The sequence below is a fragment of the Micromonospora sp. RTP1Z1 genome, from assembly GCF_033804685.1.
GTDB lineage: Bacteria > Actinomycetota > Actinomycetes > Mycobacteriales > Micromonosporaceae > Micromonospora.
The window spans coordinates 1-13,130 of the sequence record NZ_JAPFQV010000052.1 but is presented as its reverse complement, the minus strand read 5'-3'; the positions used below and the strand labels follow the sequence as shown (position 1 = coordinate 13,130).

Below are 13,130 nucleotides of genomic sequence, written 5' to 3'. Positions count from 1 at the left end.
GGCAGAAGCGTCAGCGGTGTCCGGTGGCTCGGGACCGGACGGTCAGCCCGGGGCGGCGAGCACCGCTGTACGGCATGTTCGCCAGCTGGGCCATTCGGACCACGTCCCCGGTATGCGGCACGTGGACAATCAGTCCATTGCCGACGTAGATACCCATGTGATGGTGATCGGAGTAGAAGAAGACGAGGTCACCCGTGCGAAGGTTTGCTCTGCTCACCGCCACACCTGCGGTCCATTGAGAACCTGTGTAATGGTCCAGCTGCACCCCGGCGGACGCCCACGCGTACTGGGTCAGGCCGGAGCAGTCGAACGAGTCCGGACCGTTGGCCGCCCACACGTACGGCTCGCCGATCTGATTGCACGCGGTTTTCGCCGCGCTGCCGCCGCTTCCCGAGCAGGATCCGGATCCTGTAGTTGGTGAAGTTGCTTGGTCGCTGTTGATCTTGGAAGGCCTCGTTCCGTCTCGCCCTCGCGCCACGCCGTGGACCCGGACACCACGAGACGGCTCACCCAGGCTCATCTACGAGAGCCAAAAATTCGGACGGCGATGTCGAGAACTGGTGACTGGCTCCGTCCCCACGGTGAACGTGACCAAAATGGGTCGCACCAGCACCGAGGAGAATCACGATGGCCAAGTACTTGCTGCTCAAGCACTACCGCGGCGCTCCGGCGTCGGTCAACGACGTGCCCATGGACCAGTGGACGCCGGAGGAGATCTCCGCGCACATGCAGTACATGCACGACTTCGCGGCCCGGCTCGAGGGGACCGGCGAGTTCGTCGACGGTCAGGCGCTCGCCCCCGAGGGGACGTTCGTCCGGTACGACGGTGAGGGGCGTTCGCCGGTCACCGACGGCCCATTCGCCGAGACCAAGGACCTCATCGCCGGCTGGATGGTGATCGACGTCGACAGCTACGAGCGCGCCATCGAGCTGGCAGGGGACCTGTCGGCCGCCCCTGGGGCCGGCGGGAAGCCGATCCACGAGTGGCTCGAGGTGCGCCCGTTCCTGGGCGCGCCGCCCACCATCACGGAGTGACCTCTCAGTGAGCGTCCGGGAACTTCGGTCACCAGTTGCCGGTGCGGGCGAGTCGGCGTGACATTGTCATGATCATGGCGATGTAGATCATGGCCTCGTGGTGGTCGGGCTTGGTCTCGTAGTCGCGTACGCAGCGGCGATGCTTGCTGATCCAGGCGAACGTTCTCTCGACTACCCACCGGCGGGGCAGGACGACGAAGCCCGGCTCGGTGCGTTTGACGATCTGGACAGTCAGGTGCAGGACGTTGCGGGCCCAGACGAGCAGTCGTCCGGCGTATCCGGCATCGGCCCAGACCAGGGTGATGGTGGTGAAGCGTTCGCGGAGTCCGGCTAGTAGTCGGTGGGCGGCGTCGCGGTCTTGCAGTCCGGCCATCGTGACGATCACGGCCAGCAGCAGGCCGCCGGTGTCCACGGCGAGGTGTCGTTTCGTTCCGTTGATCTTCTTGCCGGCGTCGTATCCTCGGCTGGCTCGGGGCACGGTGTCCGCGCCGCGTACCGACTGGGAGTCGATGATCGCGGCGGTCGGTTGCGGGTCGCGGCCCTCATACACGCGGACCAGGTCGCGTAGCGCGTCATGGATGGCCTGCCACACGCCGGCCTTGGCCCAGGTGCGGAACCGGTCGTAGACGGTGGTCGGTGGCGGGAACCCGACCGGTAGTTGCCGCCACGCGATCCCGCCCCGCACCAGGTAGAAGATCGCGTCCAGGACGAGGCGGCGGGGATGTTTCTCCGGCCGCCCGCCCCGCCCGCCGGTGTTGCCCGGCGCGGGCAGCAACGGCTCGATGATCGCCCACTGGGCGTCGGTCAGCGAGGAGGACGGGTAGAAGCCGCAGGTCGGCGGCGCTGACACGCCTGCCGGATGGGCTGGGCACGACGAGCAGACACACGCAGGTGACAATGACACAGCGAGCTCCTGGTGAACGGTTGGCCTAGACAACCGCCGATCTACCAGGAGCTCGCTTCACGTCGATCCCCTACACGCCGTGCTTCATCGCCTTGTGACCACGCGCCCTACCGAGTTCCCGGACGCTCACTCAGATGAACGAGGCCCTGCTCCGGAGCCTCACACCGAGCGTGCTCGGGATCCTCGTCCGCCGCGGAGCCGACTTCGCGGCGGCCGAGGACGCCGTGCAGGACGCGCTGGTCGAGGCGGTCCGCGTCTGGCCGGCCGACCCGCCGCGGGACCCGAAGGGCTGGCTGGTCACCGTGGCCTGGCGCCGGTTCCTCGACGCGACCCGGGCGGACGCCGCCCGCCGCCGGCGTGAGGACCTCGTCGACGAGGAGCCGGCGCCCGGGCCCGCGCCCGCGGTGGACGACACGCTCCAGCTCTACTTCCTGTGCGCCCACCCGTCGCTGACGCCGTCGTCCGCGGTCGCGCTCACGCTGCGCGCCGTCGGCGGGCTGACCACCCGCCAGATCGCCCAGGCCTACCTGGTGCCCGAGGCGACCATGGCGCAGCGCATCAGCCGGGCCAAGCGCACCGTCTCCGGAGTGCGGTTCGACCAGCCCGGCGACGTCGCCACCGTGCTGCGCGTCCTCTACCTGGTCTTCAACGAGGGCTACTCCGGCGACGTCGACCTCGCCGCCGAGGCCATCCGGCTCACCCGGCAGCTCGCGGCCGCGATCGACCACCCCGAGGTGGCGGGGCTGCTCGCCCTCATGCTGCTCCACCACGCCCGGCGCGCCACCCGGACCGCGCCCGACGGCAGCCTGGTGCCGCTCGCCGAGCAGGACCGCAGCCGGTGGGACACCACGTCGATCGCCGAGGGCGTCGAGATCCTGCAGGCGGCCCTCGCCCGCGACCGGCTGGGCGAGTTCCAGGCCCAGGCCGCCATCGCGGCACTCCACGCTGACGCGCCCACCGCCGAGGAGACTGACTGGGTGCAGATCGTCGAGTGGTACGACGAGCTCGCGCGCATGACCGACAGCCCGATCGTCCGGCTCAACCGCGCAGTGGCTGTCGGCGAGGCCGACGGACCGCGCGCCGGGCTGGCGGCGCTCGCGGCGCTGGACGACTCACTGCCCCGCCACACGGCGGTGGCGGCGTACCTCCACGAACGCGACGGCGACCTGGCCACGGCGGCACGGCTGTACGCCGAGGCGGCCCAAAAGGCCCCCAACCTCGCCGAGCGCGACCACCTGACGCGCCAGGCCGCCCGGCTCAACGCCCGCCGGTGCCGCTGACGGGTCATCGGGGGATCCGCAATCCGTTGCCTTTCAGTGAGCGAACGTGAGTTCGCGATCGGCAGTCGGCCGTTGCCGGCCGACGGTCCCCAGTCGGGGTGGACGCTTCACGGCCACCTGCCCCGCAAGCGGGGTCCTACGGTCGGCTCCACGTCCGTTGAAGCCTTGCGGCTCCGGGTCTCCGGCCACTCCGGTACCCGCCTCACGCTCAACCAGCCGCGCGAGATTCCTGGCCGCGTTCAAGTCCCGATCCAGGACCATCCCGCAGGCGTCACACTCGAACGTCCGGACTCGCAGGGGCAGCTTGGCTTTCACTACGCCGCAGTCCGAACAGGTCTTGCTCGACGGGAACCAGCGTCCGGCGGTGACCAGCCGACCACCGTTCCACGTTGTCTTGTAACCCGCCAAACCGCGGATCGTGGCGAACCCGCAGTCGGAGATGGCTAGCTTGCGGTTGCGGACCATCCCGGCAACGTTCAGGTCTTCCACCACGATCGTGGCATAGTCGGCGGTCAGCGCGGAGGTGAGCTTGTGTAGGCCGTCGCGGCGCAGGTTCGCCACCCGGGCGTATGCCCGGGACCGGTCCGCGTTGGCCTTCTGCCAGCGCTTGGATGCCTCCTGGCCGGTGCGTCGGTCCGGGCCGACCCGGCGGGACACCCGCCGTGACAGCCGCCGCAGGTGCTTGGCCCCGCCCGCCAGATGCCGCGGGTTGTCGATCACGTCGCCGGTCGACAACACGGCCAGGTGCTTGATGCCGACGTCCACGCCGACCACGGCATCCGACCGGGCGTGGTCGGCGATCTGCCGGTCGACCTCGCAGGAAAACGACACGTACCACCGGCCGCCGTCCAGTTTCACCGTCGCGGACAGGATCCGGGCGGTGCCCGCTTCCAGACGCCGGGCCAACTTGCGGGCCGACTCGTGCAGCTTGATCGTGCCCAGGCGCGGCAGAGTGACGTGCTTGCGGTCCGGCTCGACCCGGATGACGCCGGTCGTGAACGTGCACGACTTCGTCTCCGACCGCTTGTTCTTGAAACGCGGGAAGTTGACCTTCGGCCCTTTACGTTTGCCGGACTTGGAGTCGCGCCAAGCGTCCAGGCCACGGACCAGGTTGCGGATCCCGGCGGCGTACGCCTCTTTGGAGTTCTCCGCCCACCACGGCGCTACGTCGCCCTTGGCCTCGTTCCATGCCTTACGCAGCGACGGCAGCGTCCACGGCACGCAAGGAGTGAGCCGGTCGCCGGTAAGGCCGTAGGTCTTCTCCGCGGCGCGCTGGTCCATCTGCGCCTTGACCAACCCGAGCGCCCAGTTGAACGCCTTGCGGCTGGCCCCGGCGTGCGATGCCAGCGCGGCCATCTGGGTAGCGTTCGGGTCCAGCGCGAACCGGTACGCCTGGTTGACGATCACGAGTCGTCCTCGGTGGTTGCCGCGGCGACGGCTCGGTTGGCCCGGTTCGCGGCGGCCCGGCGGCCGTACAGCCGCGCGCACAGCGAGGCCAGGATCTCCGTGACGTCCCGCACGAGATCGTCGTCGACCTCGGCCGGGTCCACCACCAGCAGCCGGCGGCCCTGCGCGGTCAGTGCCGCCTCGACGTACTCGACGCCGAACCGGGCGAACCGGTCCCGGTGCTCGACCACGACCGTCACCACGGCCGGATCGCGGAGCAGGGCCAGGAACTTCTCGCGACGCCCGTTCAGCGCCGACCCTACCTCGGTCACCACCCGGGACACGCTCAGATGCTGGGCGGTGGCCCAGGCGGTCACCCGCGCGACCTGCCGGTCCAGGTCGGCCTTCTGGTCCGCCGAGCAGACCCGGGCGTACACGACAACCTGGTCCTGCGGGGCGGTGTCGGCAACGTCCACCAGGATCGTGCCGGACGGGAGCCGCCGAGCGGGCACCGGCATGGTTCCCTCACGGAACCACCGGTACGCGGTCTGCGGGTGCACCCCGTTGCGGCGCGCCCACTCGGCAAGCTTCACGGCCCCATGATGACAGTTGCTCACAGATGCACGGTCATGCACGAAAGAGTGAGCTGTCGTCACCCCCGCCGACACGACGTCCGGTTAGCCCTGCCGGAGAAATCCGCTACACCTGCAGATGAGGTAGCGGCCACGCCCCGTGGTCAACAACGGGTGCGGCCGGCCCCTACGGTGGAGCCGGCCGCAACCTCACCCGCCGTCACGCTCGAGTAGCGAGGTTCCTGCCTGGTGGGGTGGTCAACGGGTGGCGCAGCGGTCGATGCCAGGGGTGCCGGGGCGGGCGATGCCACGCTCGTTGAGGATCCGCTCCATGAAGGTCGGCCACGATGACATCAGCCCGTCCGCACATGCGTCGATGAGCTTGTTGTAGGTGGGCTCGTCCTCCGGCGCGGTGCCGCTGAACCAGACATGGACTGCGTACCCGTCGGCGTGGGCGCGGGCGATGAAGGCCGGGGTGGCGATCGGGATGCCCTGGAACTGCACCGGCACCTGGAGGGCGACCGTGCCGTCGATCGGCGGCACGCCGGCGAGGAAGTAGTTGGTCAGCCCCGCCATGCCGGGCGCCAGCGCAACCTCCGGCGCCAGCCGGTGGAACTCCGCTACCGCGAGATCGTTGAACGAGGTCACGATCATGTTCTTGGTCCGGTGGGTCTGCTTCAGCAGCTCGGCGAGCAACCGCGCGTTGTGCAGGAAGGACTCGGTGTCGGCGTCGTTGGTGCCCTTGATCTCGATGCTGATCGGCACGTCTCGGAACGTGGTGAGCACCTGGTGCAGCGACGGGATGGAGAAGTCGTTGGCCTGGTAGCCCGTGGTGGCTTCCGGTCGTGGGTCCGGATGCCCCGCAACGGGTACGACTCCGGCGGCACCCCGGGCACGGCGTTCTGGCCCGGCACGAAGTGGTACGCCGCGTCCAGCCTGCGTACCTCGCGGTAGGTCATGTCCCGGATCAACCCGGTCCCGTTGGTGCCGGAGCAGTGGGCCGCCGTCACACCGGCCGTACGCGCGTTCGTCGACTTCCTCTTCGACCAGGACCTCGCCGACCGGCTCTGCGCCGACCAGCAACTGTTGCACGCCGCTCTGGACAAGCTCGCCCAGCCGTTCGCCGACGCGATGGCCGACCAGAGCCGCTACGGCATCGCGAAGTTCTGGGCGATGCGGATGCTGAACGAGGGCATCGACCCCACCGATCAGGCCGCCGCCGAGCAGTTCATCGCCGACCTGCACGCCGGACGGGTCGCCGTCGACAAGGGGCTGCTGAACCAGGTGATGACCAACCACCTGCTCGGCGAGGATCCCGACCAGCACCCGCCGCTGCCGCTGATGGCTGTGCCGGACGGCGACACGCTCCGCGGGCTGGCCGCCGAGTCGCTTGTCGTACGCCGGCTGCGGGAGCTGGTGCGGTGGCTCGGTGACGGGAAGACCCTCACCACGACTGGCCGGCTGCGGCTGGCCGACGCGCGGGAACTGGTCGCGCTGCTGGAAACTGGCGACGTCCTCGACCCGGTGATCGGCGATCGGGTCTTCAAGACCCGCAGCAGCGACGAGCTGTATCAGCTCAAAGTGCTGGTCGCGTGGGCCCGGGCAGCCCGCGTGGTACGGGTGGTGAAGGGGCGGCTGGTGCCGGTCCAGAGCGCGGCGAAGGTGCTGGCGGACCCGCTGGCGCTGTCCCCGCGGGCGTTCACCGGATTGTTCGAACTCGGCGAGGCGGTTTGCGGCGCCGGGTGGGCCGAGTCGGTGCTGCGGTGGCGGTTCGACGAGGCCGTGTTCGCCGTGCCCATGGCGCTGCTCATCGCCCCGGAACCGGTCGGAACCGGCGAGTTGCGGCAGCTCGCCTACCAGGCGGCATGCGACGGACTGGCGTTCGGCCCCGGCAGCGACGAGCAGGAGCGGGGCTGGCGCCAGCTCGCCGACAACGACACCGACCGCCTGCTCGACCAACTGGCCAGGCTCGGCGCGATCGAGAAGGACGGCACTGCCGCCCCACTTACCCCCTATGCCTGGTGCGCACGCAACCCCGCCACCGCTTGAGCGGAGTTGCGCGCGCTGGCCGAGCGCACCGACGACCCCGCAGGCACGCCCTGGCGTACGCCTGAACCGGCGCACACGACGACCATCGCCGCGTGTGGACGGCGTCCAAGGCGTTGTTCCATTGGCCGTGCATGGCGCCGGCAGCGGGCGGGATCAGACGGGAGCAGGCATCACCAGTCGGGGCGGCTCTGCGTGTTCACTCCCGCCACCGGCACGCCCGCATCATCGTGGCGCGGGCGGTTGGTTACCTGCCCGGAGGCTCGTACTCGGCCTTCTGCCGAGTCGCCTGGTCGATCTCCTCGGCGGTCAGCACCGGCGTGACTCGGGTGTCCACGCCGGCCGCCGCCCGGAACGTGATGGCCAGTGCGGCCGCGGTCTTGTGGTCCGGCAGTTCACACAACACATAGGTGTCGTGCTGAGCGAATGAGAAGTGCATGGACTCCATCCGCCCGCCGTGAGCCTCGATCGTGTGTCGGACGACCTCGGCGCGCTTGGTGCCACCGTCACTGATCAGCCCTTGGAGCCCGCTTACGGAGTAGTTCGACGTCAACAGGAATCTCGGCACCTCCACATCACCTCCCAATGTGCCGGCTGGCCACCAGGATCGGGGCCGTGCTGCTCAGGCCCCACCCTGGCGTTGGACCCGTTCGCTGCCCTCGACTCTCGCCCGGCCGTGGTCGCGCTCGGTGCCCGAGGTCCCGGTCGCCGCGCGCAGGTGCCGGCGGTCCGGCGAGTGCTCCACCTCCGAGCCCTGCCGGCCCCGGGGGCCGCTGCCCGGATGCCGCCGGCCCCGTGTCGATTCGCCGCCGGGATCGTGCTTGTTTGGCTTGTGGCTACCCATGGCCCGCGCGTACCCGGTACGCGGGTGGCTAGTCATCCGCCGGCCGGCGCATCCCCGACCTGGTCGGCGAGGAACTCCTCCCAGGTACGCCCGCTCACGGCGTGGTCGGGTGCCAGGTTCGCGCCGGCGTGGAACGCACGGGCGCCCTTGCCCGGCACCGGCACCGGCACGACGGGCCGGCGTCGCCGAGCGGCCCCGAGGTAGCCGCGGAGCAGGTCGGCCGCGCCGTACACCCGCGGGCCGCCGATGTCCGGCACCCGGCCGGCCGGGGTCCGCAGGGTGATCTCGACGAGCCGGGCCGCCACGTCGTCGGCGTCGACCGGGTGGAACCGGAAGCCGGCGGGCGCCGGCACCACCGGCAGCCGCGCGAGCTTCCGGGCCACCATCAGGATCAGGTCATGGAACTGAGTCGACCGCAGGGTCGTCCACGGCAGGCCGGACTCGGCCACCACCCGCTCCGTCGCCAGCTTCGACGCGAGGTAGCCGAACATGGTGCGGCCGATCGGGCTGGCCATCGGGATGCGGTCGACGCCGACGATCGAGATGTAGACCAGATGTGGTCGCCCCGCCCGCAGCGCGGCCCGGACGAGATTGCGGGCCGCTTCGGGGTCGCCCTTGAAACTGCTCGCGCAGTGCACGATGGTCTCAACGCCGGCCACCGCAGCGTCGACGCCCCGACCGCTGAGCAGATCACCGCTGATGAACTCGATTCCGCTCTCGCCGGGGCGGGCGTGTCGGGTCAGCACGCGCACGTCACGCCCGGCGTCGTGCAGTCGTGCCACGACGTGCCGGCCGAGGGTGCCCGTCCCGCCGGTGACCAGGATGGGTGGCGGCATCGCTCCTCACCTTCGCCGGGGCAGCGGAGCCGGCCCGCTGCCCACCCCTCGACTCTGCCACCGCCGAGGCGTCCCGGTCCGGCCGATCGCTCAGCGGGCGTACGTGAGCAGCAGTGCCCCCGTGCTGGTCGGCCGGCTGGCAACCAGCCCGAGCTCCGCCAGCCGCCCGTCCTCCGGCCAGATCCGCTTCCCGCCGCCGAGCAGCACCGGGTCGACCATCAGCCGCAGCTCGTCCACCAGGTCGTGCGCCAGCAGGGACGCGGCCAGCCGGGCGCTGCCGATCACGTGCAGTTCGCCGTCACCCGACTCCTTGAGCCCGGCCACCGCGGGCACGTCGGGCAGCACTGACGTGTGCGCCCAGGCGGGCGACGACAGCGTCGACGACACCACGTACTTCGGCTTGTTGTTCAGCGGGTCGGCGACGACCTTCTCGGGCCCGGTGACGTGCGGCCAGTGCGCGGCGAACCTCTCATACGTCAACCGTCCGAAGAGGAAGGCCGAGGCGTCGTTCAACCCGTCGACCACCCACTGTCGGGAGGTGTCGTCGAACCAGCGCAGGTGCCAGCCGCCGTGCGCGAAGCCGCCGCTGAGGTCCTCGTCGGGCGCGCCGGGTGCCTGCACCACCCCGTCCAGGCTCATCCACTCGACCACCACGAGCTTCACGCCGCCACCTCCGCGAGCTTGTCCAGCACCGACGTCCAGCCGGGCGCGACGCCGTCGGCCACCTGCGGCATCGCCGCCGCCAGGTCATCCAACCGTTCGTGTACGAGGGTGAGCGCCGTCCCGCCGTCCGGTTTCCCGTCGAGGGTGACGGTCAGCAGCGAGTCGAAGGTCGGGCCGGCGGCGCGCTGCGGACCGACGAAACCCCAGCGCCAGACGATGCGCCGGTCCTGCTCCAAATCGACCAGCTCGCAGTCGAAGCCGCCGACGTCGGCGCCGGCGTCGGTGTGCCAGATCCGGTACCGGCCGCCGATTCGGGGCTCGACCTCGGCGCGGGCCACCTCCAGCCCGCCGGGGGCGAGCCAGCGGCGCAGCAGGTCGGGGTCGAGCCAGGCCCGGTAGACCTTTTCGGGTGGGGCGGGCAGGTCGCGGTGCAGCCGTACGGCGGTGCTCATCGGTCGGTCCCTTCGTCGTCGGTGAGGAGCGCCTCCAGGGCGTCGAGGCGGTCGGCCCAGTGGCGCCGGTAGAAGTCCAGCCAGGCGGAGGCGGTGGCGAGCGGGGCCGGTTCCAGGGCGCAGACGTGCCGGCGGCCGGTGATGGTGCGTCGGACCAGGCCGGCGCGTTCGAGCACCCGCAGGTGCTTGGACGCCGCGGCCAGGGACATATCCAGGGGTTCGGCCAGCTCGCCGACGGTCAGCTCCCGTTCGGCGAGCCGGCGCAGCATCGTGCGCCGCGCCCCGTGCGCGAGGGCGTGGAACACCGCGTCCATCCCCACCGGATCCTCAACCATGAGGTTGACAATAGCCGGCCTCGGGCCGTTAGTAAACCGATTGGTTGAGTTTTAGTGGAGCGGGGCGGCTCACGACCCGTCCGGGGCCTCCTCGCCCTCCAGCAGCCGGGCCAGGCCGGTCGCGCCGGGGCCAATCCGTTTGATCTGGTCGTTGAACAGCATGTGGACGGTGCCGGCCGCGTCGATCGCCAGGCTGGCGTGCCCGTCGTACTCTTCCCCGACCGGATAGAGCTGGCCGGCCGTCGACCCGCCGAGACTGTCGAACCACGTCTTCTGCCCCAGGCCGGCGCGCTCTCCCACCCGGACACGTCCGCCCGGCGGCGCGACGACCAGCCCGCCGCCTTGAGCTCCTGTGCCGCCCGCGCCGGCAGGTCGCGCTCGTCGCCGCGCACCGGTCATGCGCCCACGGGTCGCCGGCGGACCGCCGCCCGCCCGACCCGCACCTCGTGACCGGCCAGGCGGCCGCTGCCCTCATCATGTCGGCCCGTTCCGTTACGGTCGGTGGGCCATGCAGCCGCGGTTCGGCGAGACCATCATCGGGCGGGAGCATCCCGCGGGCCTGCTGCGCGCCGAGGTGGACCGCGCGACCGCGAGCCACGGCGGCCTGGTGCTCGTCACCGGCGAGGCCGGCATCGGCAAGACGACGCTCGTCACGGCCGTGGCCGGGGAGGCCCGGCAGCGGGGCGCGCTGGTGCTCGGCGCCGCCTGCTGGGATTCCGACAGCGCGCCCGGCTACTGGCCCTGGGTGCAGGTGCTGCGCGCCCTGCGCCGCTCGCCTGACGACTGGGCGCTCGCGCGGGAGGTCGCCGAGCCTGGTCTCGGGGCCCTGCTCGGCGAGGCGACCGGCGGCACGAGCGACGAGGGCGACGGCGACCAGGAGGCGTTCGCGCTCTACGACGCGGTGACCACCGCGCTGGTCGCGGTCGCCCAGCGGCGGCCGGTCGTGGTCGTCCTCGACGACCTGCACTGGGCCGACCCCGCCTCGATGCGGCTGCTGCAGTTCGCCGCCCAGCACACCTGGTTCGAGCGGCTGCTGCTGATCGGCACCTACCGGGACGCGGAGGTCGAGTCGGGCGACCACCGGCTGCGCCCGCTGCTGATGCCACTGACGGCGAAGGCGACCACCGTCACCCTCACCGGCCTGTCCCGCGACGAGGTGGGCGCGTTGATGACCCGCACGGCCGGACGGAAGCCCGATCCGGGCCTCCTCGACGAGGTGCACCGGCGTACCGGCGGCAACCCGTTCTTCGTCGAGCAGACCGCCCGGCTGTGGCGCGCCGACGGCCTGGTCACCACGATCGCCCCCGGGGTCCGGGAAGCCGTACGCCGGCGCCTCGCCCAACTGCCCGCCCCGGTGGTCGAGGCGCTCACCGTCGCCGCCGTGCTGGGCCGCGACTTCCACCGCCAGGTCCTCGCCGCCTGCGTACCCGCCCCGGCCGCGCAGGTCGACCGGCTCCTGGATCGCGCGGTGATCGCCCGGCTCGTTGTGGCCCGCGGCGGCGGCCGGTTCGCCTTCGCCCACGATCTGGTCCGCGAGACCCTCTACGACGGGCTGCCCGACGACGGCCGGCGGGCCCGACACGCCTTGGTCGTCCGGGCCGTCGACCGCTCGGCGGCGCTCGCCGAGCGGCTGATCCCCGCCGACCTGGCCCGCCACGCCTGGCTCGCCGGCACCGACCTCGACCCGTCCCGGGCCGCCGAGTTGCTGGTCGCCGCCGCGCGGGACGCCGGTGGGCGGCTGGCCATGGAGGAGTCGGCGGTCCACTTCCGGCGGGCGCTGGAGGTCGACGAGGACCCGGCGCAGCGGGTCAAGACCATGGTCGAGCTGGCCCAACTGCTGTCGCACCGGGGTGGCCGGGAGGAGGCTGGACGACTCCTCACCGAAGCGGCGGAGCTGGCGTTCAGGCTCGACGACCCGGCGCTGCTGGCCCGCGTCGCGCTCACCGTCCACCGGCACCTCTGGGCCCCCTCAGGTCACTCGACGGACTCGGAGGTGCTGTTGCGGGAGGCGCACCGGCGGCTCATCGGCGAGCCCGACGACGCCGTGCCGGTGACCACCGTGGTGGCCGACCTGATCACCGCCACCGAGACGCTCGCCCGCCGCGGGCAGGACGACGAGGCCCTCACCTTCAGCCTCTGGGCCCGGCACGACACCACCTGGGGGCTGGGCACAGCTGCCGACCGGGCGGCGCTCACCGCCGAGATCCGCGACGTGGCCCGCCGGACCGGCGACCGGGAGACCGAGCTGTGGGCAACCTCGCTGCGCTGGGTCGCGCTGCTGGAACTCGGCGACCCGCGCTACCACCAGGAGCTCACCGCGTTCGTGACGGCCGGCCGGGAAGGCGACGTCGCCCGGAACCGGATGGCGGGCACCATCGACGGCGGCATCATCGCCGCCTTCCGGGGCGACTTCGCCAAGGCCGACGAGCTGTTCGGCGAGCTGGCCGGGTTCGGCGAGTGGGAGCACTCCGACCACGCCTTCATGGGCCACCACCTGCGCTGGTCCTTGCTGCTGCTGCAGGGCCGGTTCGACGAGATCGACACGCTGCTCGCCGGGCTGGACCCGACCGATCACCACTACTTCGAGCTGGTCCAGGCGATCACCGCCGCCGAGCGCGGCGACGACGAGGCTGCCGTACGCCTGACCGCCGGCATCGAGGCGGCGGGCACGCGGTACCCCCGGCCGGTGTCGCCGCTGTGGCTGCGGCTGCGGGCGCAGGTCGCCGCCGCCACCCTTGATCCGCAGCGCTGCGCGCAGGCGCGGGAGGCGCTGCTGC

The 13,130-nt window shown here is 71.5% G+C and carries 15 protein-coding genes; 4 read left to right on the top strand and 11 right to left on the bottom strand.

Going from position 1 to position 13,130, the window contains the following annotated elements; genetic code table 11:
* Window positions 1–10: 10 nt before the first annotated feature.
* Window positions 11–520, bottom strand: a complete 510-nt coding sequence (locus SLP03_RS23015; protein ID WP_319462708.1) for a C40 family peptidase — start codon at window positions 518–520, stop codon at window positions 11–13.
* 107 nt (window positions 521–627) lie between these two features.
* Between SLP03_RS23015 and SLP03_RS23010 the strand changes: the two genes are divergently transcribed.
* Window positions 628–1,035, top strand: coding sequence for a YciI family protein (locus SLP03_RS23010; RefSeq protein ID WP_319462707.1), 408 nt, complete (start codon window positions 628–630; stop codon window positions 1,033–1,035).
* 28 nt (window positions 1,036–1,063) lie between these two features.
* Here the strand turns inward: SLP03_RS23010 and SLP03_RS23005 are convergent, their stop codons facing one another.
* The gene (locus tag SLP03_RS23005; RefSeq protein WP_319462706.1) at window positions 1,064–1,885 is read right to left on the bottom strand and encodes an IS5 family transposase; all 822 of its coding nucleotides are present in this window, start codon (window positions 1,883–1,885) and stop codon (window positions 1,064–1,066) included.
* Window positions 1,886–2,073: 188 nt separating this feature from the next.
* On the opposite strand from SLP03_RS23005, the gene SLP03_RS23000 reads away from it, so the two are divergent.
* Window positions 2,074–3,219: an RNA polymerase sigma factor gene (locus SLP03_RS23000; protein ID WP_319462705.1), complete on the top strand. Its 1,146-nt coding sequence runs from the start codon at window positions 2,074–2,076 to the stop codon at window positions 3,217–3,219.
* Between the two features lie 33 nt (window positions 3,220–3,252).
* Here the strand turns inward: SLP03_RS23000 and tnpB are convergent, their stop codons facing one another.
* The 3 genes from tnpB to SLP03_RS22985 form a co-directional block, all read right to left on the bottom strand.
* Complete coding sequence (tnpB, locus tag SLP03_RS22995) at window positions 3,253–4,626, bottom strand: IS607 family element RNA-guided endonuclease TnpB (RefSeq protein ID WP_319462704.1); 1,374 nt, start codon at window positions 4,624–4,626, stop codon at window positions 3,253–3,255.
* Window positions 4,623–5,198, bottom strand: coding sequence for an IS607 family transposase (locus SLP03_RS22990; RefSeq protein ID WP_319462703.1), 576 nt, complete (start codon window positions 5,196–5,198; stop codon window positions 4,623–4,625). Before SLP03_RS22990 ends, tnpB begins: the two co-directional genes overlap by 4 nt.
* Before the next feature lie 237 nt (window positions 5,199–5,435).
* A complete protein-coding gene (locus SLP03_RS22985; RefSeq protein ID WP_319462702.1) occupies window positions 5,436–5,942 on the bottom strand; it encodes a hypothetical protein in 507 nt (168 codons plus the stop codon).
* Window positions 5,943–6,134: 192 nt separating this feature from the next.
* Between SLP03_RS22985 and SLP03_RS22980 the strand changes: the two genes are divergently transcribed.
* Window positions 6,135–7,226 carry a hypothetical protein gene (locus SLP03_RS22980; RefSeq protein ID WP_319462701.1) on the top strand — a complete coding sequence of 364 codons (1,092 nt, stop codon included), beginning with the start codon at window positions 6,135–6,137 and terminating at the stop codon, window positions 7,224–7,226.
* Between the two features lie 244 nt (window positions 7,227–7,470).
* Here the strand turns inward: SLP03_RS22980 and SLP03_RS22975 are convergent, their stop codons facing one another.
* The 6 genes from SLP03_RS22975 to SLP03_RS22950 all read right to left on the bottom strand — a co-directional run bounded on the left by SLP03_RS22975 (window position 7,471) and on the right by SLP03_RS22950 (window position 10,653).
* Window positions 7,471–7,791, bottom strand: a complete 321-nt coding sequence (locus SLP03_RS22975) for a GYD domain-containing protein (protein ID WP_319462700.1) — start codon at window positions 7,789–7,791, stop codon at window positions 7,471–7,473.
* Between the two features lie 308 nt (window positions 7,792–8,099).
* A complete protein-coding gene (locus SLP03_RS22970; protein WP_319462699.1) occupies window positions 8,100–8,903 on the bottom strand; it encodes an SDR family oxidoreductase in 804 nt (267 codons plus the stop codon).
* Between the two features lie 90 nt (window positions 8,904–8,993).
* The gene (locus SLP03_RS22965; RefSeq protein ID WP_319462698.1) at window positions 8,994–9,566 is read right to left on the bottom strand and encodes a dihydrofolate reductase family protein; all 573 of its coding nucleotides are present in this window, start codon (window positions 9,564–9,566) and stop codon (window positions 8,994–8,996) included.
* Window positions 9,563–10,018 (bottom strand): SRPBCC domain-containing protein, encoded by a 456-nt coding sequence (locus SLP03_RS22960; protein WP_319462697.1) that lies wholly within the window; start codon window positions 10,016–10,018, stop codon window positions 9,563–9,565. The genes SLP03_RS22965 and SLP03_RS22960 overlap by 4 nt, the downstream gene beginning before the upstream one ends.
* On the bottom strand, window positions 10,015–10,353 hold the full coding sequence (locus tag SLP03_RS22955) for a metalloregulator ArsR/SmtB family transcription factor (protein ID WP_319462696.1): 339 nt from the start codon (window positions 10,351–10,353) through the stop codon (window positions 10,015–10,017). Before SLP03_RS22955 ends, SLP03_RS22960 begins: the two co-directional genes overlap by 4 nt.
* A 69-nt stretch (window positions 10,354–10,422) precedes the next feature.
* Window positions 10,423–10,653 carry an SUKH-3 domain-containing protein gene (locus SLP03_RS22950; RefSeq protein WP_319462695.1) on the bottom strand — a complete coding sequence of 77 codons (231 nt, stop codon included), beginning with the start codon at window positions 10,651–10,653 and terminating at the stop codon, window positions 10,423–10,425.
* Window positions 10,654–10,861: 208 nt separating this feature from the next.
* On the opposite strand from SLP03_RS22950, the gene SLP03_RS22945 reads away from it, so the two are divergent.
* Window positions 10,862–13,130: ATP-binding protein (locus SLP03_RS22945; protein WP_319462694.1), on the top strand; the 2,269-nt coding region annotated here is incomplete at its 3' end.

Coding starts and splice junctions, on each gene's coding strand:
- SLP03_RS23015 (WP_319462708.1), bottom strand. CDS start 520: ATGAGCCTGGGTGAGCCGTCTCGTGGTGTCCGGGTCCACGGCGTGGCG.
- SLP03_RS23010 (WP_319462707.1), top strand. CDS start 628: ATGGCCAAGTACTTGCTGCTCAAGCACTACCGCGGCGCTCCGGCGTCG.
- SLP03_RS23000 (WP_319462705.1), top strand. CDS start 2,074: ATGAACGAGGCCCTGCTCCGGAGCCTCACACCGAGCGTGCTCGGGATC.
- SLP03_RS22980 (WP_319462701.1), top strand. CDS start 6,135: ATGTCCCGGATCAACCCGGTCCCGTTGGTGCCGGAGCAGTGGGCCGCC.
- SLP03_RS22970 (WP_319462699.1), bottom strand. CDS start 8,903: ATGCCGCCACCCATCCTGGTCACCGGCGGGACGGGCACCCTCGGCCGG.
- SLP03_RS22960 (WP_319462697.1), bottom strand. CDS start 10,018: ATGAGCACCGCCGTACGGCTGCACCGCGACCTGCCCGCCCCACCCGAA.
- SLP03_RS22955 (WP_319462696.1), bottom strand. CDS start 10,353: ATGGTTGAGGATCCGGTGGGGATGGACGCGGTGTTCCACGCCCTCGCG.